This window comes from Nocardia sp. JMUB6875, from assembly GCF_041154655.1.
In the GTDB taxonomy this organism is placed as follows: domain Bacteria; phylum Actinomycetota; class Actinomycetes; order Mycobacteriales; family Mycobacteriaceae; genus Nocardia.
Window position 1 is genome coordinate 1 of sequence record NZ_BAAFGR010000152.1, and the last position, 19047, is coordinate 19047.

The following is a 19047-nucleotide window of genomic DNA, read 5'->3' on the forward strand; positions in this document are numbered from 1 at the left end:
GGGTGGGACGAGGCACTGTGGAGTTGTCAATGATCGCTAGGGCTTGAGCTTTTGAGTCCTGGTTCTTTGGGTCTTGGTTCTTGTTCTGTTGTCTGTGAAGGTGATGCGTGCAGTCCGTGGGCCGGGATCGGCGGCTGACGGCTCCCAACCCGGCGTCAGCCCCAGTGCGGTAGGGCAGGCGAGGTGACCACACTTCCCCGTCCCTGCGCACGCCAGCGTGAGACGAGCAGCGGGGCTCACGCAGCCGTTTGACCCCACTCCCGGCAACTCGATTCGACCGCAGTGGCGACCACCTGCCCGACGTGATGCTTCTCGTTGACTCGCGCAACCCCGCTCGGGTCCAACGCCTTCGGCGCGATCCACCCGATCCGCCCGCGATGCGGGGAGTCCTTCCCCAGCATCACCGTCCGCCACCCGTTCACGCTGTCATTGACCAACGCGTGGTGGTGATCGCAAACGAGCGCCAGGTTCGGCAGATCCGTCGGCCCACCCTTCACCCAATCGGTGACGTGGTGCGCGGCGCACATATCCGCGGGCACGTCACAGCCGGGGAAGGTGCAACCCCGATCGCGCGCAAGCAACCCCAGCCGCTGCCCCGAGGTGGCCAGCCGCTGCCCGTAGCTGAGGTACAACGGAATTCCCTTGTCGTCCAGGATCACAAGCACCGGCCGGGTCCCACCCGCCATCTTCAATGCTTCGTTGATCGACATCTGAACGCCGGAGGCGGTTGTCGCAAGACCCGCACCCCGCTCGAGGTCATTGAGGCTCATTGACAACGTGACCTGCACCGGCATCCCGCGATGCGACCCGAGCTTGCGCAGATCCAGCCCCGGCTGCAGCAATGCCATGAACGCATCGTGCACCCGCTGCCCCGCATCACGACGATCCCGACGCGCCGCCGCCTCCAAAACCGACGACTCGATCGGCTTGTCGCTCACGCCCGGGCTGTCGGCGTCCTCGCTGTTGCACATCCCCGGCCGGGCGTACTTAGCCAGGAAAGCATCCAACAACGCCCGCAACTGCGGAGTCAGCCAGCCCTCGATCCAGCTCATCCCGTCAACTCCCGGACGCCCCACCAGGATTCCACGCCGACGGCGACGATCATCATCACTGATCACCGTCCCCTCGGGATCGAGACGAGCCAGGATCTCCCGCCCCATCCGCGGCAGGTCATCGGGCCAGCCCTTCAGGCAGTAGTCCACCAGAATCCGCTCGGTCTCGACGCGAGCCTCGGCCGGGACATCGGTAGGCAGATGAGTCATGACGTCCACGATGTTGCGGACATGATCACGTGAGATATCCCCCGCCTCAAAAGCTTCAGCGGTGGCCTCGAGCACTGGCGGGGCCACATGCCCCGTCAGCTGACGGAACTCCCCCACCTGCTTGGCAATCTTGATGCGCGTCGCGGCGTCATACCGCGACAGGTTCAGGGTGTGGCGCAGAAATGCGACCGGCGAACCGGCCCCGGAGGTTTCAGGCAGAGAACGCTCCGACGCCTCGATGATCAGCTTGGACCCCAACGCCGAAAGCTGACGCTGGCAGGTCTCCAACCGCTGCATCAACGCCACGACATCCTGATCGAAGAACAGCGTCAGATCACCATGGCCAACGCGGTCCACAATGGCCGCGACCGCAGCCTCCAATTCAACGAGGCCACAGCTGTCGAATGTTTCCCCCTTCGAATCCATACATCAATTCTACCGCCGCACATTTACTCTGGGAACCCGAATTGTCCAGTATCCAAACCAATTTCGGAAATTGTATCGATAATGGTACGATCCATACCAGGCGCCCCAATCAAACACAGACCACTCGGAATTCCATCAATACTCAGCAGCGGAATATTGACCGCAGGCGCACCGGCGATAGAGGCCAAACAAGTCAAATACAAAGTGCGCGTTCGCCCGTACTCCAGCGTCTCGAGCAATGCCAACCGAGCCGGTGGAAGCGTGGCCGTCGTCGGCAGTACAAGAATCCGATCCCGCAATGCGGCACGAAGATGATCGGCGGCCGTCCGCACGACTTCCCGAGCGGCACCGGCCTGCTCCGCTGTGATCGTCGATGCGACTTGGAACCGCTGCGCCACTTCGGGTTCCAGCGCACCAGGATGTTCACGTATCCATTCGCCGTGATTGCTCCAAGCCTCGAAGCCCTGGACCGTGCGAAAGGCGTTGAACCAACCTTCGGGGTCGGCGTCCATGCTCGTCTCAACGGCACCCATCCGTTTCGCGGCATCGAGGCTCGCTGCCGAGAGAACGTCGTCAGCCAGTTCACACAACGATGGATCGACGACGAGTTGCGCCGGTGTCGAACCTTGTTCGGGCAATAGACAATCGGCCACCGCCTTCAAGGTGTCCAGGTCTCGCGTCATCCAGCCCACGGCGTCGAAGGATTGGGCCAGCGGTAGCACTCCGGCCGTCGACAGACATCCGTGCGTGGTCCGAATTCCCCACAGTCCCTGATACGCCGCCGGTACCCGAATGGATCCCGCCGTGTCCGTACCCAGCCCGATACTGACCTCACCACGAGCCACGGCCACCGCGGACCCACTTGACGATCCACCCGGAATCCGCTGCGGTGCCGCCGGATTCACCGGCATACCGTACCGCCCATTGCCACCGGTGATGCTGTACGCGAATTCGTCGGTCTGCGCGATGCCGGTGACGTCCGCGCCGGCGGCGAGCAGCTGCGCGACGACCTCCGCGTGCGCGGTCGACGGTTCACCGAGAAAGTCCGCGACGCCCCCGCCGAGCGGAAATCCGGCGACGGCGTAGAGATCCTTCACCGCCACCGTGTGCCCACTCAGTGCGCCCATTCCGGCGGCACGGACCAAAGGTGTTCCCCGCTCACGCCATACGGTGGAATCGAATTCGCGTTCCACCTCGCGGCTCCCCCGACCCTGACCCGTCCGCGCCATTCTCATCAGGCCCGCTCGAGGACGCGCTTGGCCAGCTCGGTGGCCGCGTGATGGGTGAAGTCCGCGATCCGCACCTCACCGTGCACACCTCGCACCTGATCCACGGCCTGCGAGATATTGAAATCGGCTGCGGCGCTCAAATATAGATATGCCTGTTGAGGGTCGGCATCGAATAGTGAGACCACCAGTTCGATGGCATTGCGGACGCAGACTTCGAGTGCCCGGTTCAGGTTCTCGTCCAGGCCGGTCGGTATGAGCAGTCCGTGGGCGGCGGCGAACGGGCCGACGGTTCTTCCCAATCCGGCGGTGACGTCCGCCGCGGGAATCACGTCCACCGTAAGCCGCGCCCGCAGTGGAGCTTCCAGCGCGGTGAGCGCCACCTCGCCATTGCCCTGGGCGAAATGCGGGTCGCCGATGTAGAACAGCGCCTCGGGAACCTGCACCGGCAGGAACAGAGTCGCGCCCGCGGTCAGTCGGCGGATGTCGATATTGCCGCCGTGCAGTCCCGGCGGCACCGAGGACACCCGGGTGTCCGTATCGGTGGCCACACCGATGATCCCCAGGAACGGATGCAGCGGAAAGCTGGCGTGCTGCGGCCGATCCGGGTGTATCGGCATGGTCCCGAACCATGCCCCTTCCCTGGATTCCACCGTGCAGAACTGCCCGTAATTGCCGTCGAAGCCGAGCCGGTTGGCCAGTACCCCGCGCGCGTGCCGGGTGGACACCACGCCGTAGGGCGCGCGCATGGTCAGCTCGTCGATGCGGATGGCGAGCAGGTCGCCAGGCCGCGCTCCGGGCACCGCGATCGGCCCGGTGATGATGTGCGGCCCCGCCAGCGAGTCGCGGCTGCGGGTCGAGGCCACCTCGATCGCATCCGCCAGCACCTGGTCCCGTTCCACTCCGTGGCGGCCGAAGTACGCCACCGGGTCCGAGCCCTGATCGTCGAGAATCCCTTCGTGGCTGACGGTATCGACCACAATGCTGCGTCCGGCCTCGACGGTCGCCACGGCCCGGTCGCCGATGCGGGGCAGCCGCCCCCACAGCACCGCCGACGGATCCACCGCCAGATACTCGCTGTCCCCGCCGAGTTCCTCGCCCGCCTGCAGCACCGGAAACGCCGGGCTGAATCCCCGCACGATCGACGTCACGATCACTACCTCTCCTACCCGACCGGCAGTGGTCGGACCATCCGATGTGCCGACCATAAGCCAGGCGAACGACCGACGTCGGGGCGTGAAACCGAACGTAACTGTCGTTTAACGCAGCCGAAATGGCCTGAATGAGAACGGATTTAAACTCGGGGCGATGACGGCATCGATTCCACCGCTCCGGCGGCGCGCACACAGCGTCAGCTCGGAGGTCGCGGCCCACCTGGAGGGCTTGATCACCAGCGGCGAGTTGCGGGCCGGGGATCGGCTACCGTCGGAGCGGGAGCTGGCGGCGAATATGAACGTGTCGCGATCCTCGTTGCGGCAGGCCATGTTCGAGCTGGAATCCAAGAAGCTCATCGAACGCCGGCAGGGCAAGGGCAGCACGGTCAGCGAGACACCGCGCCGGGCGGGCGATCTGGCCGACGGGCTGGGCGCGCTGGATATCGAGCTCGGCTACGCCCTCGAACTACGAGATCTGGTCGAGCCGCGCATTGCCGAGCTGGCGGCGGTGCGGGCCGTGGAATCGAATCTGCTGGCGCTCGACGAGGTGCTCACCCGCTCCAACGAAACCCTCTCCCCCAGTGAATCACTCAGGCTCGACATCGAATTCCACACCCTGCTCGCCCATGCCGCGCAGAACCCACTCCTGGTCACGCTGTGCACCATGACGACGGATTGGACCCGGCGCACCCGCACCCTCTCCCACCGCTCACGGCACGGCCGACGCCTCTCCCTCGACGGGCACCACCGCATCTACGAGGCCGTCGCCGCCCACGACAGCGCGGCTGCCGCCGCCGCCATGGCACAGCACCTGCGCGAGGTACGCGAAGTCAGCTCGCCGCGCTGAATTACCGGCGCGGCCCGCGAGGTCAGTCCGCCGCCCCGACCGCCACGCCGGTTCGGAACGTCCGGCGATACGCCAGCGGCGACACCCCGATCGCCTCGTGCAAGTGCTGCCGCAATGAGGCTCCCGTGGCGAACCCCACCTCACCCGCGATCCGATCCACGGAAAGCTCGGTGGTCTCCAGCAATTCGCGAGCCCGGAACACCCGCTGCTGAATCAGCCAGCGACCCGGGCTCATTCCGACCTCGTCGCGGAACCGGCGGGCGAAGGTGCGGCCGCTCATACGAGCCTGATCGGCGAGGTCGGACATGGTCAACGGCTGGTGGAGGTTTTCGAGGGCCCATTGCCGGGCGGTAGCGGTTCCCGCAGCGGTGGGTGGCGGCACCGGCTGCTCGATGAACTGCGCCTGCCCGCCTTCGCGCCACGGCGGGACCACGCAGCGGCGGGCGACCATATTGGCGATCTCGCTGCCGTGGTCGTTGCGAATCAGGTGCAGGCACAGGTCGACTCCGGCGGTCGCGCCCGCGGAGGTGAGGATGTCGCCGTCGTCGACGTAGAGGACATTCGGGTCGACGCGGACCTTCGGGAACCGCGCGCCGAAACGGTCGGCGAAGTTCCAGTGGGTGGTGGCGGGACGGTCGTCGAGCAGTCCGGCGGCGGCCACCACAATCGCGCCGGTGCAGATGGAGACCAAGCGGACACCGGGCCGGATCAAGGCCAGGGCATCCGAAACCGCCTGCGGCAGACCGTTTTCGAGGATCGGGATCACGTCGCAGGGCGGGATGACCACGGTGTCGGCTGTTTTCAGCACGGTCGCGTCGTGCGCGACCGCGACATCGAAGTCGGAGTTGCTGCGCACCGGGCGACCGTCGACCGAGCAGGTAATCACCTCGTACCGTCCGTCGGCCGTGCCGAAGACCCGGTTCGCGATGCCGAGCTCGAACGGGTAGACGCCCTCGAGCGCCAGCACGACCACCCGATGCGGCGTCGCATCGGACGGCTTCGCTCCCTCACATGGCATGTTCTCGACCCTTGCTGGCATGGCACGATCCTATCGAATAATGGCAATCGTGCCATTTCCAGCCGGGGCGATCGGCGGCAAGCTGACTGTCATGAGCGAACAGGACAACTCGATCCCCACCACAATGAAGGCCATCGGACAGGACGTTCTCGGCGGGCCCGAGGTGCTGCACGAGGTGGAGCTGCCCGTCCCGCGACCGGGGCCGAGCGAGATTCTCGTGAAGGTTCACGCCACCGCCCTCAACCCGACCGACTGGAAGCACCGCCGACTGTCGGGTCTGTTCCTGCCCCCGCCGCCGTTCGTGCTCGGCTGGGATGTGTCCGGCGTGGTGGTGGCGACCGGTGTCGGCGTCACCTTGTTCGAGCCCGGCGACGAGGTGTTCGGCATGCTGCCCTATCCGCACGACCACGGCGCTGCCGCGGAATACGTCACCGTCACCGCCCGCGCCTTCGCCCGCAAGCCCGCCCATCTGGACCACACACAGGCGGCGGCGATCCCGCTGGCCGCGCTCACCGCGTATCAGGCGCTGGTCGAAACCGCGAATGTGCAACCCGGACAGCGGGTTCTGATTCACGCGGCGGCGGGTGGTGTCGGGCATTTCGCGGTGCAGATCGCGAAGTCGCGGGGCGCGTACGTGATCGGCACGGCCAGCGCGGCCAATCACGACTTCCTGCGGTCGATCGGCGTCGACGAGGTGACCGACTACCGCTCGACCGATGTCTTCGAGACCGTCAGCGACGTGGACATGGTGCTGGATCCGATCGATGAAGCGCACGCGATCCGCTCATTGCGCACGCTGCGGCCGGGCGGGATCGTGGTAGCGATTCGCGGCGGGGTGGGTGACGAATTGCGTACCGCCGCCGAGCAACTCGGCGTCCGCGGGGTCTCGCTGCTGGTCGAAGCCGATCACGCTGGCATGGACGCCCTGCGCGAACTAGCCGAGTCCGGCGCCCTGCGCCCCACCATCGCAGGCACCTTCCCCCTCTCCGACGCCGCCAAGGCCCACGCCCTCGGCGACACCAACCGCACCGTCGGCAAACTCGTCCTCACCGTCGACTGAAACAGCTACGGCTCGAACAGATCCAGTTGCGGTTCGCGGGGGCGGACCTCGATGGAACCGAAGACCAGGTCGGGTGGCGGCACCAGGCCCAAATGCTCCCACGCGGCCGCGGTGGCGACGCGGCCGCGCGGGGTGCGGGCCACCAAACCTGCTCGGACGAGGAAGGGTTCGCAGACTTCCTCTACCGTGGCGGCTTCTTCACCCACGGCGACAGCAAGAGTCGAGACGCCGACCGGGCCGCCGTTGAAGCTGCGGATCAGGGCGCCGAGGACCGCTCGGTCGAGGCGGTCGAGGCCGAGGACGTCGACGTCGTAGACGGCCAGGGCGGCGTGGGCGATTTCGACCGTGACGAGGCCGTCGGCCTTGACTTCCGCGTAGTCGCGGACGCGGCGGAGGAGGCGGTTGGCGATGCGGGGCGTGCCCCGGGAGCGGCCCGCGATTTCGGCGGCGGCGTCGGATTCCAGGCGCACGCCCAGGATTCGGGCCGAGCGCTCGAGGATCTGCTGGAGTTCGTCGGGCTCGTAGAAGTCCATGTGGCCGGTGAAGCCGAAGCGGTCGCGCAGCGGGCCGGTCAGGGCGCCGGAGCGGGTTGTCGCGCCTACCAGGGTGAATGGCGCGATATCGAGGGGGATCGAGGTCGCGCCGGGGCCCTTGCCGACCACCACGTCGACGCGGAAGTCCTCCATCGCGAGGTAGAGCATTTCCTCGGCGGGCCGGGCCATGCGGTGGATCTCGTCGATGAACAGCACATCGCCCTCGACGAGATTGCTGAGCATGGCGGCGAGGTCGCCCGCGCGTTCCAGGGCCGGGCCGGAGGTCAGGCGCAGCGCGGTGCCGAGTTCACCCGCGATGATCATGGCCATACTCGTCTTGCCCAGACCCGGTGGGCCCGAGAGCAATACGTGGTCCGGTGTCCCGCCGCGCAGTTTCGCGCCGCGCAGCACCAGCGCCAGCTGTTCGCGCACGCGCGGCTGGCCGATGAAGTCGTCGAGCGACTTCGGGCGCAGGCTGGCCTCGATCTCGCCGTCGGACTGCAGATAGCTTGCGCTGACGGCGGATTCGGTCTCGTCGAAGTCGTCGGTCATGGCTTACCTAGCGATTCTTGCCGAGCAGGCCGAGCGCCGTGCGCAGCGCCTGCGACGTTCCGATGCCGGGCTCGTCGGCGAGCACCGCGTCCACCGCGCCCTCGGCCTGGCGAGCCGGGAAACCGAGCCCGATGAGCGCCTCGACCACCTGCTCGCGCACCGGCGTGACCGCGGGCGCCGGACCCGATCCGGGCGGACCGGACTGGACGGGAACAAGATTCACCTTGTCGCGCAGCTCGACCACCATGCGCTCGGCCCCGCGCTTGCCGACACCCGGCACCCGGGTCAGCGCCGCCACATTCGATTCGGCCAGCGCCTTGCGCAGCGCCTCGGGCTCGAGCACCGCGAGCACCGCCATGGCCAGCTTCGGGCCGACGCCGGACACGGTCTGCAGCAGGACGAACAGCTCCCGCGCCTCGGTGTCGGCGAAGCCGAACAGCGTCATGGAGTCCTCACGCACGATCATGGTCGTGTAGAGCCGCGCATCCTCGCCGCGAGTCAGTCCGGCCAGCGTGGAGGGCGTCGCGTTGAGCCGATACCCGACCCCCGCGGCCTCGATCACCACATGGTCGAGCCCGATCTCGAGCACTTCGCCGCGTACCGACGCGATCACCGCGTTACCGCCTTCCGTTGCTGGGCAAGCCTTTCCTCGTACATGCGCCGCTGCCGTTCAGCCAGTGCCTCGGCTTTAGCCATGCGTTCGAGCATGGGCGCGCGCCAACAATGGCAGATGGCCAGAGCGAGCGCGTCGGCGGCATCGGCGGGCTTGGGTGCGACGGCCAGCCCGAGGATACGGGTCACCATGGCGGTCACTTGCGCCTTGTCCGCCGAACCGTTGCCGGTGACCGCCGCCTTCACCTGAGACGGGGTGTGGAAATGCACCGCGATCCCCCGCCGCGCGGCGGCCAGCGCGATCACGCCGCCCGCCTGCGCGGTGGCCATGGCGGTGCGCACATTGTGCTGGGAGAAGACCCGTTCGATGGCAACGACTTCCGGCTTGTGCGTGTCCATCCACGCCTCGGCCGCATCCGCGACGAGCAGAAGCCGTTGCGCCAGCTCCATTTCCGGCGGCGTGCGCACCACATCGACCTGCACCATAGTCACCTGCCGCCCCATGCTGCCGATGACCATGCTGAGCCCACACCGGGTGAGCCCGGGGTCGACGCCCATCACCCGCACCGAAACCCCTCTCACCGTGAACGAACAACTGTTCGAGAGTCTAACGGACCCTCGCGGCGACATTGTCCATCGACACGGGCGGGACCGGGCGCGGAATCAGGAACCGCTACCGCTGGGCGCGGGGGCCGGGCGATTGTTGTCGACTGTGGCGCTGAGATATTCGATATCGGTCACGAAGCCCGGCTTGAATTCGTCGGGGCCGTCCTCCCAGCTGGGCGAGCTCCAGGTCCCGTCGGGCTTCATCTGCGGGGGATCCATTCGCCTCGGTCCCTGCTCCCAGTGGCCGGGGCAGTTGGCCGGTACTCGCGCGGTGGAGTGGGCGGCGACCCAGACCGACGAGTCGTAGCCGTCGATGAACCGCTGACAGGACACCCGGATCCGGACCCGGTAGGCGTCGTCGGTGTCGTTGCGGCAGGTGCTGCCGGTGCAGGACACCCCGTCGGCGAGGTCCTTGGCGAATGCCGCCGGGGCGAGCACCCCCGTGGCGGCGGTGATCAGGGCGGCGGCGCCCAGACCGATCAGCAACCGTTGAGCCATGCGTGCATCAACTCCCATCCATCGTGACCCGACCCGATAACGATCTTGTCGCACAGGAGGTTTGGGGCGCATCGGGGAAGACCCCGAGGAGACCCGGAATCTCTTTGGCACACACCCGAATACGCGCGGCATCCCGGACACGACGCGGGCCGCACTCCCGGTCGGGAGTGCGGCCCGCGCAGTCGTCGCGTCGCTTACGCGTCGAGTTCGGCCAGCACCTCGTCGGAAATGTCGACATTGGTGTAGACGTTCTGCACGTCGTCGCTGTCCTCGAGCGCGTCGACCAGCTTGAACACCTTGCGCGCGCCCTCGGCGTCGAGCGACACCGACATCGACGGCTGGAAGCCCGACTCCGCGGAGTCGTAGTCGATGCCCGCCGCCTGCAGCGCCTTGCGGACCTCGACCAGGTCGCCGGGCTCGGAGATGATCTCGAACTGCTCACCGAGGTCGTTGACCTCCTCGGCGCCCGCGTCCAGCACCGCCATCAGCACGTCGTCCTCGGACAGGCCATTCTTGTCCAGGGTCACGATGCCCTTGCGGTGGAACAGGTACGACACCGAACCCGGGTCGGCCATATTGCCGCCGTTGCGGGTCATGGCCACGCGCACCTCACCGGCGGCGCGGTTGCGGTTGTCGGTGAGGCACTCGATCAGGATGGCGACACCATTGGGGCCGTAGCCCTCGTACATGATGGTCTGCCAGTCGGCGCCGCCGGCCTCCTCACCGCCGCCTCGCTTGCGCGCGCGCTCGATGTTGTCGTTGGGCACCGACGACTTCTTCGCCTTCTGGATGGCGTCGTACAGAGTCGGGTTGCCGTCCGGGTCACTACCACCGGTGCGGGCCGCCACCTCGATGTTCTTGATCAACTTGGCGAAGAGCTTGCCGCGCTTCGCGTCGATCCCGGCCTTCTTGTGCTTGGTGGTGGCCCATTTGGAGTGGCCGCTCATTCCCTACTTCCTCGTTTCAGGGGGCTGAATGGTGTCCGACATTCGAGAGTACGTCAGACACCGGCGCGCGGACGCACCGCGGTGTCGACGAACAGCTTGTGGACGCGCAGATCACCGGTCACCTCGGGGTGGAAGGAGGTGGCGATGACATCGCCCTGCCGGACGGCGACGATGCGCCCGGCGGCAGGACCGGAGGGGACGGTGGCCAGGACTTCGACATCGGGCCCGGCCTTTTCGACCCAGGGGGCGCGGATGAAGACGGCGCGGACGGGGCCGTCCCCGAGGCCCTGGAAATCCAGATCGGCCTCGAAGGAATCGACCTGGCGGCCGAAGGCATTGCGGCGCACCGTCATATCGATGCCGTGCAGCGGCTTCATGTCCGGGCGGGTGTCGAGCACCTCCGACGCCAGCAGGATCATGCCCGCGCAGGAGCCGTAGGCGGGCAGGCCGTCGCGCAGGCGCTGCTTCAGCGGCTCGAGCAGTTCGAAGACCTCCAGCAGTTTGCTGATCGCCGTGGATTCGCCGCCCGGGATCACCAGACCGTCGATGGCGGCCAGCTCGGATTCGCGGCGCACGGGCACCGCGGTCGCTCCGCAAGCCTCGAGCGCGTGCACATGTTCGCGCACGTCTCCCTGCAGTGCCAGCACGCCGATTGTCGGTTTCACGCCGTCGAGCATACGTTCGCCGGTCGGTGTGGCCCTGCTCACCCAGGGCGTCAGGGTTTCGTTAGGACGAGTGTCCAGTTGAGCTTCGAGGGGAACACTCGCGCAAGTGACTGATCTGCTGCCGCAAACCTCGCCCGGGCCGCGTGGTGGTGTCGACGCGCCACCGCCGCCGTCACGGCACGGGCTGACCGTTTCGACCGGCCTGGCCGGGCTCTCCCTCGATGCCATGGCCTCGGTCGCCTACGGTCCCGAAGCGATCGTGCTGGTGCTGGCTGCGGCTGGTGCCGCCGGGCTGGGCTTCACGCTGCCGGTGACGCTGGCCATCGTGGTGCTGCTGGCCGTGCTCATCGCGTCCTATCGGCAGGTGATCGCGACCTTCCCGAACGGTGGCGGCGCGTACGCGGTGGCGAAGGAGCGGCTGGGGCATCGCACGAGCCTGGTGGCGGCGGCCTCGCTGATCGTGGACTACGTGCTCAATGTGGCGGTATCGATCGCGGCGGGTGTGGCGGCGCTGACCTCGGCGTTCCCGGGGCTGTTTCCCTATACGGTCTGGATCTGCCTGGCGATCCTGGTCGGCATCACGGTGTTGAACCTCTACGGGATTCGGGAGAGCGCGCGGGCTTTCATGGCCCCGACCGTCGTGTTCGTCCTGGGCATTCTCGCGGTGATCGTCGCCGGTCTGCTGCGGGCCGAGCCCGCGACCGTCGCCACGGGGGCGGCCGTGTCCGAGAATGCCCGGACTATCGGAATCCTGTTGCTGCTCAAGGCCTTCTCCAGTGGCTGCGCGGCACTGACCGGCGTCGAGGCGATCGCCAACGCGGTGCCCAGCTTCGCGCAGCCGCGGGTGCGGCGGGCGCAGCGGGCCGAGGTGGCGCTGGGTGTGCTGCTGGGCATCATGCTGATCGGGCTGGCGACCCTGATCGAGAAGTTCTCCATCCACCCGATCGAGGGCACGACCGTGCTGTCGCAGCTGACCGAGGCGGCGCTGGGGCACGGAACCGGTTACTACATCGTGCAATTCGCGACCGTCGTGCTGCTGGCGCTGGCGGCCAACACCTCCTACGGCGGGCTGCCGACGCTGACCAAGATCCTCGCCGACGACAACTGCCTGCCGCACCGGTTCGCGGTCAGTTCGCCGCGGCAGGTGTACCGGTTCGGCGTTCTCACCCTGGGCGTTTCGGCCGCGGTGCTGCTGATCGCCTCGCGCGGCAATATGAACGCGCTGGTGCCGCTGTTCGCGATCGGTGTGTTCGTGGGCTTCACCATCGCGCAGGTCGGCATGGTGCGGCACTGGCTGGCGACCCGCGGGACGGGCTGGCGATGGCGGATCGCGCTCAACGGGTTCGGCGCGTTGCTGACCTTCGTGGCGCTGATCGTCACCACGTCCATGAAGTTCACCGAGGGCGCGTGGCTGATCGTGCTGGTGCTGCCGCTGCTGGTGCTGGCCATGGAGCGGGTGCGCCGCACCTACGGCCGCATCGCCGGGTGCCGCGGCGCGGGCTGCGTGCCCGCCGAGCCGCGCGCCTCCGAAACCGCCATCGTGGTACCGGTTTCGGAGGTGTCGGAGCTCAGCCGCGAGGCGCTGTCGGCGGCCATGTCGCTGGGCCGCGATGTGACGGCCGTGCACGTGTGCCTGCCCGGGGAGAACATCACGGTGTTCACCAAGGAGTGGGAGGCCTGGCATCCGGATGTGCGGCTGCTGCTGCTCGAGGACGGCGACACCACGGTCGGCGGTCCGGTGGCGCGGTATGTCCGCGACCATTACGCCGGGCGGCGCAAGGTGGTGGTGATCGCCGAGATCGAACCGCCCGCGGGCTGGAACCACGTGCTGCCCAGTCACCGCAGTGACGAGCTGGAGCGGGTGCTGCGCAAGATGCCCGACACCGTGGTGTGTCACCTGCGGGTGCAGACCGCTTGAAAACGCGAGCGCGCCGGGAACTTCCGCTCCCGGCGTGCTCGATTCCGCTGTGACTCAGGCGGTTCCGGGCGGGTATGACGCCGCCTGCGGGTCGCGGAAGGTCCGGATCAGGCCCTCCTGCATCACGACCGCCACCAGCTCCCCCGCCTGGTTCCAGATCCGCCCGCCGGTCAGCGCGCGTCCGGCCCCGGCGCTGGGCGACTGCTGGTCGTAGAGCAGCCAGTCGTCGGCGCGGAAGGGCCGCAGGAACCACATGGCGTGATCGAGGGACGCGTTCTGGGTGGGCTCATCCGGGTGGATGACCTTCGAGGAGCCGAGCAGCGTCATATCGCTCATGTAGGCCAGCGTGCAAACGTGGAACAGCGCGTCATCGGGCAGCGGATGGCGGTAGCGGAACCACACCTGCTGCTGGGCGATGGTCCCCTCGCGGCGGTCCACCTCGTCCTGCGGAATGGTGCGGATGTCCCAGTGCTCCCATTCGCGCATGGCCCACAGGCGTTCCGGGCTCATGGACTCCTTGGCGTCGGGCAACTCCAGCGGCGCCGGCACCGTGGGCATCACATCCTGATGCTCGGGCCCCTCGTCGCCGACGTGGAACGACGCCGACATGGTGAAGATGGCCTCACCGTTCTGCACGCCGGTGACCCGCCGCGTGCAGAACGAGCGCCCGTCGCGGATCCGGTCCACCAGGTAGACGGTCGGCTGCTCCGGATGGCCGGGCCGCAGGAAATACCCGTGCAGCGAATGCACCTGATAGTGCGGATCCACCGTGCGCACCGCCGCGACCAGCGCCTGCCCGGCAACCTGCCCGCCGAACGTGCGCGGCAGCTGCGTCTTGGTGGACGCGCCGCGGAAGATGTCACGCTCGAGCTGCTCTATCTCGAGCGCCTCTTCGATCGTCGCCATGCACCCGTCCCTTCGCGTCTGTCCGCTCAGGCTAACGGCTGGCCAGGGTGCGGCCGCGCCCGGGCACACGATCTCGAGCATGATGGTGTCGTGCCCGATTTCACCGCCGTCAGTCCCGACTCGCTGCTCGACCTGATCGCCGAACGGGCGATGGGGATGCGGGGTTACGCGGTGATCGCGGTGGACGGTGCGGACGCGGCCGATCCGGTGGCGGTGGCGGGCGGGGTCGCGGAACGGCTTCGGGCGCAAGGGCGACCGGCGGAGGTGGTGTCGCTGCACGATTTCGTGCGGCCCGCGTCCGTGCGGCTGGAGTACGACCGGGACAGTGAATTCACCTATCGCACCGGGTGGTTCGACTATTCCGCGGTGAATCGGGAAGTGCTGAAGCCGCTTCGGGACAGTGGACGGTATCTGCCGGCGCTGTGGGACGAGCGGGCCGACCGGTCGGCGCGCGCCCGGATTCGGGAGGCCGCCGACGGCACGGTGCTGCTGCTCGCCGGGCCCATGCTGCTCGGGCGCGGGCTGGACTTCGATCTGACTGTGGCGCTGCGCATGTCGGAGGGTGCGCTGCGGCGGCGCACCGAGGCGGCCGAGATGTTCACCGTGGACGGGCTGCTCGAATATCAGCGCGAACACGCCGAGGAGCCCGACCTGCTGGTCGCGTGGGACCACCCCGACCGACCGGCGCTGCGCAGGGGCTGAACGGTCAGCGGTCGCGGAAGTCGGCCAGGGCGTCCTCGGCGGTGGCGGGGGCGAACGGTTTGACGGCCGTCACCCGGAACTCGCGCAGGCGCGGCAGCGGGCCGCCGTCGTCGACGAGGGTCCAATCGTGGTGGGTGCGGGCGGTCATGGCCTGGTCCCCCGCCGCGATGCCCTGCCAGGCGAAATCGATCGCCGCCTTGATGGTGCCGTCGGCGGCGCGCGACACCTCGAGGTGCTCCACCCGGTGCGCGCTGGCCTCCACGGCCCCCGCGGTCCGGGTGTACCACTGCGCGATCTGCTCGGGCGTCTCGGCGGCGCCGCCGTCGGAGAGGTGCAGGACGGCGTCGTCGGTCACCAACTCCAGGATTCGCGCCGGATCCTTGGCGGGCGGCTCGATCAGATGCACCCAGGCGTAGACGAAGGCCAGCACCCGATGTTCCAGCTCGGATTCGACCAGCGCGGCACGCAACTGCTCAATCGTCGACTCGGACATAGTTGGCACTTTAGTCCGTCTACCTGCGCGAACCCCGGAGGCGGTGGGCCTCACTCCTTCCAGGGCGAGTTGCGGATCACCGCCACGAAGTCGTCGCGTTCGAAGCCGGGCGAGAAGTGTTCCAGGACATCGGCTTTGACATTGCCGAAGGTGGTGCGCGGGCGGTGCTCGATACCGGCGGTGAAGGCGGCGAGGATCCGGCGCTTGAAGTCGGGGCGCGGGTGGGCGGTGGTCACGGCGTCGCGCTGGTCCTCGGTGACGTCGTCGTAGCCGAGGCCGAGCACGTCCAGTTCGACGCCCGCGGTGACCAGCGCGATCTCGGGGGCCATGCGGGCCGGGATCTCCGGGGTCGTATGCAAGGCGATTGCGGTCCAGGCGATTTCGGCTCGTTCGGCCGGGATGCCGTGCGCGATCAGGAAGTCGCGGGCGTCGTCTGCGCCGTCGATCTCGAAGCGCTGCGTGGAGTCCCGGTGCCGGGCGGTCAGCCCCAGGTCGTGGAACATGGCGGCGACGTAGAGGAGTTCGGCGTCGTAGTCGAGGCCGCGGCGGACACCCTGCAGGGCGCCGAAGAGATAGACGCGGCGGGAGTGGTCGAAGATCAGCTCGTCGGCGGTGTCGCGGACCAAGGTGGTGGCCTCGCGAGCCAGGCGGCTGTCGGGGATGGCGATGTCGGCAATGCGTTCCATGACAATCACATTCGCGGATCCGGCGGGTGCGGCACCGTGTCGTTCCAGACAGGAACCCCACAGATCCGGACATGGCCGGGTGCTAGCTTGGGGACGGTGAGCAAGAAGCGGATCGCGGTGCTGGCGTTCGACAATGTGCGGTTGCTGGACGCCACGGCGGTGCTGGAGGTGTTCAGTACCGCCGCCGCGCTGGGCGGGCGTTACGAGGTGACGTTGTGTTCGCCGACCGGAGCGCCGGTCACCACCGCGGCGGGTACCCGGCTGCTCGTGGATGCGGCGGCGGCCGACCTCGGGCGCAGCCACACGCTGATCGTTCCGGGTGCCGACCGGTTTCCGCTCGCTCCCGTCGACGGGGAGATTCTCGACGCCGTCCGCACCCTGTCGACCGGTGCGCGGCGCACCGCCTCGGTCTGCACGGGCGCGTTCGCCCTGGCCGAGGCCGGATTGTTGAAAGGCCGTCGGGCGACCACGCATTGGCGGCATACCGACCGGCTGGCCCGCGCCTATCCGTCGATCACCGTCGATCCCGACGCCATCTACGTTCGCGACGGACGCTACGTGACCTCCGCCGGAGTCAGCGCCGGACTCGATCTGAGCCTGGCCCTCGTCGAGGAGGACGAAGGCGCCGACCTCGCCCGCGAGGTGGCGCGGGAACTCGTCGTCTTCCTCCGCCGGCCGGGCGGTCAATCCCAATTCTCGGCCGCCTCCCGCACCGCGCTCCCCCGCCGCGACGACCTCCGCACGGTCGTGGAATCGATCTTCGCCGACCCGGCCGCGGACCATTCCCTGACCACCATGGCGACCCGGGCCGCCGTCAGCACCCGGCAATTGACCCGCCTGTTCCGCGACGAATTCGACACCACCCCCGCGGTATTCGTCGAATCGGCCCGCGTCGAAGCCGCCCAATCCATGCTCGAATCCGGCGAGTCGGTCACCTCCGCCGCACACCGCTCCGGCCTGGGCAGCGACGAATCCCTGCGCCGAATCTTCCTGCGCCGATTCGGCATCACCCCCTCCGCCTACCGCAACCGTTTCCGCACCGCCCGCCGCTAGCGGCGCGAGAACTGCCCGAGGCGGGCCTGATCGAGGAACTCGAGTACCAGGGGGCTGGCCGTCGAACGGAATTCCTCGAAATAGGCGTGTCTGGCCTGCGGGATGAGATGCATTCGGGCGCCGGGTATCCGGCCCGCGAGCAGCTCGGCATTGGCCGTCGGATTGAATCGGTCGTCGGATCCGTGTACGACCAGGGTCGGGGCGATGATGCTCGGCAGTACATCCCAGGCGTCGTGCCGGGCGCTCGCGCGCAGGTGTTGGCGGCGAGCATGATTCGACATCGTCGGGTCACCCAGAGTGTGGTGCGGGCCGGGATGCCTGGCGAGGTAGGCCGGGGTGTACATGAGCTCCGCCATCGCGCGCTGGGCCGCGTCCGCGTCCGGCTGACTCAAGGCCCGCCGCACCTCGGCGCTGCGTTCGACACTGTGCGTCCCACCGGGAGACGTGCACCCGAGAACCAGCGCTCGCACTCGGCTCGGGTGATCGACCGCGAGCCATTGGGCGACACGACCACCCATCGATGTTCCGTAGACGTCGGCTCGATCGATGCCGAGATGGTCCATGACGGCCAGCACGTCGGTGGCGAGTCCACGGGTGCTGTAGGAATCGTCGTCGGGTGCGGCGCTGCGCCCGGTGCCTCGCCAGTCCAGCACGACGACTCGACGCGCGCCCTCGAAGTCCGGGCACGCCACATCCCACCAGTGATGTGTATTCGCCTGTCCCGCAAGCAGAATCAGCGGAATACCCCGCGATCCACGGACTTCGTAATAGATCTCGACAGCGTCGAAACTGGTCGCGTAGGGCACGGCATCACCCTAGATGGCGGCCCTACGGCATCTGCTCCGAGGACGCGGCGTTCTTCAGATCCGTCGGTGGCGGGGGTCGAAGCTCTCGGTCGGGTAGTCGTCGTCGGCGGGCTTGTTCTCGGCGCGGCGGGCGGGCCAGAAGCGGCTGGCGTATTGGCCGCGGATGCGGCTGAGGTCGGGCTCGTCGATCTCGGTGATGCCGACCTGGAAGAGCATGAGCATGGTGGCCATGCTGACCGCGATGATCAGCGGCGCCAGCAGCTGCCCGGCCTGCGCGCCCGAGGGCGCGTGCATATGGCCGGAGACGTGCGCGCTCATGGAGAACATGCCCGTGTAATGCATGCCGCACACCGCGATTCCCATGATGAGGGCCGCGCTCACGGTGGCGAGGATGCCGCTGACATGCAGCGCGAACCACAGCGCGGCGGTGGCCGCGACCACCGCGATCACGATGGACAGCAGCACCACCCACGGGTCGTACAGCACGGCCGCATCGGTTTTCATCGCGTACATCCCCGAGTAGTGCATCGCCCCGACCCCGAGCCCGGTGATGGTGCCGCCGGTGATCAACGCGAACGCCTCCCCGTGCTGATGCACGACGATGTACAGCCCCAGCCACACCACCCCCATGGCGATGGCTGCGCTGAGCAGCGTGATCGGCACGTTGTATCGAATCGTGGTGTCCTGCACCGAGAATCCGAGCATCGCGATGAAATGCATGACCCAGATCCCGGTGCCGCCCAGGGCGATCGCCCCGGTCACGATCCAGCCCCCGTGCCCGTTCTGATTCCGCGCCCGCACCATGCACCGCAAGGCCAGCAACGAGCCGGTGACGGACATGACATAGGCCAGGGTCGGCGTCAGCCACCCATAGGTGAATTGGTCGATTTCCAGCATGCGGGCTCCTTGCCAGAAAGGCGATATGTGACGGTTCACCGGTGACTGAGCCGAACATTAGCGAGAAAACACCAGGCAGTAAATTTGCCGCAGTACAGTCCGAAAAAAGTAGCTGAGTTTGCTGGACGGTATGCACGCAGGTAGCCACCGGTATGGCCCCCGCCACCCCACCCAACCCAC

General features: G+C 67.8%; 20 protein-coding genes. 5 read left to right on the plus strand and 15 right to left on the minus strand.

Going from position 1 to position 19047, the window contains the following annotated elements:
- Positions 1-236 precede the first annotated feature (236 nt).
- Genes ACAM49_RS30625 through ACAM49_RS30635 form a run of 3 tightly spaced genes read right to left on the minus strand, consistent with a single transcriptional unit; the run spans position 237 to position 4071 of the window.
- Positions 237-1688 (minus strand): DUF222 domain-containing protein, encoded by a 1452-nt coding sequence (locus ACAM49_RS30625; RefSeq protein ID WP_369639034.1) that lies wholly within the window; start codon positions 1686-1688, stop codon positions 237-239.
- Positions 1689-1711: 23 nt separating this feature from the next.
- Positions 1712-2881: an amidase family protein gene (locus ACAM49_RS30630; protein WP_369639035.1), complete on the minus strand. Its 1170-nt coding sequence runs from the start codon at positions 2879-2881 to the stop codon at positions 1712-1714.
- A gap of 41 nt (positions 2882-2922) precedes the next feature.
- Entirely contained in the window at positions 2923-4071 is a 1149-nt protein-coding gene (locus ACAM49_RS30635; protein WP_369639036.1) for an acetamidase/formamidase family protein, read from the minus strand.
- A 151-nt stretch (positions 4072-4222) separates the two neighbouring features.
- On the opposite strand from ACAM49_RS30635, the gene ACAM49_RS30640 reads away from it, so the two are divergent.
- Entirely contained in the window at positions 4223-4915 is a 693-nt protein-coding gene (locus tag ACAM49_RS30640; RefSeq protein WP_369639037.1) for a FadR/GntR family transcriptional regulator, read from the plus strand.
- A 22-nt stretch (positions 4916-4937) separates the two neighbouring features.
- On the opposite strand, the gene ACAM49_RS30645 is transcribed toward ACAM49_RS30640, so the two are convergent.
- Positions 4938-5954, minus strand: coding sequence for a GlxA family transcriptional regulator (locus ACAM49_RS30645; protein ID WP_369639038.1), 1017 nt, complete (start codon positions 5952-5954; stop codon positions 4938-4940).
- 28 nt (positions 5955-5982) lie between these two features.
- Between ACAM49_RS30645 and ACAM49_RS30650 the strand changes: the two genes are divergently transcribed.
- The gene (locus ACAM49_RS30650) at positions 5983-6993 is read left to right on the plus strand and encodes an NADP-dependent oxidoreductase (protein WP_369639039.1); all 1011 of its coding nucleotides are present in this window, start codon (positions 5983-5985) and stop codon (positions 6991-6993) included.
- 5 nt (positions 6994-6998) lie between these two features.
- Here the strand turns inward: ACAM49_RS30650 and ruvB are convergent, their stop codons facing one another.
- The 6 genes from ruvB to pdxT all read right to left on the minus strand — a co-directional run bounded on the left by ruvB (position 6999) and on the right by pdxT (position 11418).
- A complete protein-coding gene (ruvB, locus tag ACAM49_RS30655) occupies positions 6999-8078 on the minus strand; it encodes a Holliday junction branch migration DNA helicase RuvB (protein ID WP_369639040.1) in 1080 nt (359 codons plus the stop codon).
- Positions 8079-8085: 7 nt separating this feature from the next.
- Positions 8086-8691 carry a Holliday junction branch migration protein RuvA gene (ruvA, locus tag ACAM49_RS30660; RefSeq protein ID WP_369639041.1) on the minus strand — a complete coding sequence of 202 codons (606 nt, stop codon included), beginning with the start codon at positions 8689-8691 and terminating at the stop codon, positions 8086-8088.
- Complete coding sequence (gene ruvC, locus ACAM49_RS30665; protein ID WP_369639042.1) at positions 8688-9257, minus strand: crossover junction endodeoxyribonuclease RuvC; 570 nt, start codon at positions 9255-9257, stop codon at positions 8688-8690. The genes ruvA and ruvC overlap by 4 nt, the downstream gene beginning before the upstream one ends.
- Before the next feature lie 96 nt (positions 9258-9353).
- Positions 9354-9794 (minus strand): hypothetical protein, encoded by a 441-nt coding sequence (locus ACAM49_RS30670; RefSeq protein ID WP_369639043.1) that lies wholly within the window; start codon positions 9792-9794, stop codon positions 9354-9356.
- A gap of 194 nt (positions 9795-9988) precedes the next feature.
- Entirely contained in the window at positions 9989-10741 is a 753-nt protein-coding gene (locus ACAM49_RS30675) for a YebC/PmpR family DNA-binding transcriptional regulator (protein ID WP_369639044.1), read from the minus strand.
- 53 nt (positions 10742-10794) lie between these two features.
- On the minus strand, positions 10795-11418 hold the full coding sequence (gene pdxT, locus ACAM49_RS30680) for a pyridoxal 5'-phosphate synthase glutaminase subunit PdxT (protein WP_369639052.1): 624 nt from the start codon (positions 11416-11418) through the stop codon (positions 10795-10797).
- A 214-nt stretch (positions 11419-11632) separates the two neighbouring features.
- Between pdxT and ACAM49_RS30685 the strand changes: the two genes are divergently transcribed.
- Positions 11633-13324, plus strand: coding sequence for an APC family permease (locus tag ACAM49_RS30685; RefSeq protein ID WP_369639053.1), 1692 nt, complete (start codon positions 11633-11635; stop codon positions 13322-13324).
- A gap of 54 nt (positions 13325-13378) precedes the next feature.
- Here ACAM49_RS30685 and ACAM49_RS30690 read toward each other — a convergent pair whose 3' ends face one another.
- The gene (locus tag ACAM49_RS30690) at positions 13379-14230 is read right to left on the minus strand and encodes an acyl-CoA thioesterase (protein ID WP_369639045.1); all 852 of its coding nucleotides are present in this window, start codon (positions 14228-14230) and stop codon (positions 13379-13381) included.
- 90 nt (positions 14231-14320) lie between these two features.
- Between ACAM49_RS30690 and ACAM49_RS30695 the strand changes: the two genes are divergently transcribed.
- A complete protein-coding gene (locus ACAM49_RS30695; RefSeq protein ID WP_369639046.1) occupies positions 14321-14932 on the plus strand; it encodes a hypothetical protein in 612 nt (203 codons plus the stop codon).
- A 4-nt stretch (positions 14933-14936) separates the two neighbouring features.
- Here the strand turns inward: ACAM49_RS30695 and ACAM49_RS30700 are convergent, their stop codons facing one another.
- Together ACAM49_RS30700 and ACAM49_RS30705 are read right to left on the minus strand one after the other, a co-directional pair.
- Positions 14937-15425 (minus strand): nuclear transport factor 2 family protein, encoded by a 489-nt coding sequence (locus ACAM49_RS30700; RefSeq protein ID WP_369639047.1) that lies wholly within the window; start codon positions 15423-15425, stop codon positions 14937-14939.
- A gap of 50 nt (positions 15426-15475) precedes the next feature.
- Entirely contained in the window at positions 15476-16111 is a 636-nt protein-coding gene (locus ACAM49_RS30705) for an HD domain-containing protein (protein WP_369639048.1), read from the minus strand.
- A gap of 96 nt (positions 16112-16207) precedes the next feature.
- Between ACAM49_RS30705 and ACAM49_RS30710 the strand changes: the two genes are divergently transcribed.
- Positions 16208-17164 (plus strand): GlxA family transcriptional regulator, encoded by a 957-nt coding sequence (locus ACAM49_RS30710; RefSeq protein WP_369639049.1) that lies wholly within the window; start codon positions 16208-16210, stop codon positions 17162-17164.
- Here the strand turns inward: ACAM49_RS30710 and ACAM49_RS30715 are convergent.
- Positions 17161-17970, minus strand: a complete 810-nt coding sequence (locus ACAM49_RS30715) for an alpha/beta fold hydrolase (protein ID WP_369639050.1) — start codon at positions 17968-17970, stop codon at positions 17161-17163. The two genes, ACAM49_RS30710 and ACAM49_RS30715, sit on opposite strands and share 4 nt — an antisense overlap.
- 54 nt (positions 17971-18024) lie before the next feature.
- Positions 18025-18867 carry an MHYT domain-containing protein gene (locus tag ACAM49_RS30720; RefSeq protein WP_369639051.1) on the minus strand — a complete coding sequence of 281 codons (843 nt, stop codon included), beginning with the start codon at positions 18865-18867 and terminating at the stop codon, positions 18025-18027.
- Between the last annotated feature and the right edge of the window lie 180 nt (positions 18868-19047).

Bases quoted from the DNA above. Each gene is read 5' to 3' on its own strand.
- pdxT (WP_369639052.1), bottom strand. From the start codon at position 11,418: ATGCTCGACGGCGTGAAACCGACAATCGGCGTGCTGGCACTGCAGGGA.
- ACAM49_RS30675 (WP_369639044.1), bottom strand. From the start codon at position 10,741: ATGAGCGGCCACTCCAAATGGGCCACCACCAAGCACAAGAAGGCCGGG.
- ACAM49_RS30670 (WP_369639043.1), bottom strand. From the start codon at position 9,794: ATGGCTCAACGGTTGCTGATCGGTCTGGGCGCCGCCGCCCTGATCACC.
- ACAM49_RS30720 (WP_369639051.1), bottom strand. From the start codon at position 18,867: ATGCTGGAAATCGACCAATTCACCTATGGGTGGCTGACGCCGACCCTG.
- ACAM49_RS30645 (WP_369639038.1), bottom strand. From the start codon at position 5,954: ATGCCAGCAAGGGTCGAGAACATGCCATGTGAGGGAGCGAAGCCGTCC.
- ACAM49_RS30625 (WP_369639034.1), bottom strand. From the start codon at position 1,688: ATGGATTCGAAGGGGGAAACATTCGACAGCTGTGGCCTCGTTGAATTG.
- ACAM49_RS30640 (WP_369639037.1), top strand. From the start codon at position 4,223: ATGACGGCATCGATTCCACCGCTCCGGCGGCGCGCACACAGCGTCAGC.
- ACAM49_RS30685 (WP_369639053.1), top strand. From the start codon at position 11,633: ATGGCCTCGGTCGCCTACGGTCCCGAAGCGATCGTGCTGGTGCTGGCT.
- ACAM49_RS30705 (WP_369639048.1), bottom strand. From the start codon at position 16,111: ATGGAACGCATTGCCGACATCGCCATCCCCGACAGCCGCCTGGCTCGC.
- ruvB (WP_369639040.1), bottom strand. From the start codon at position 8,078: ATGACCGACGACTTCGACGAGACCGAATCCGCCGTCAGCGCAAGCTAT.
- ACAM49_RS30700 (WP_369639047.1), bottom strand. From the start codon at position 15,425: ATGTCCGAGTCGACGATTGAGCAGTTGCGTGCCGCGCTGGTCGAATCC.
- ACAM49_RS30690 (WP_369639045.1), bottom strand. From the start codon at position 14,230: ATGGCGACGATCGAAGAGGCGCTCGAGATAGAGCAGCTCGAGCGTGAC.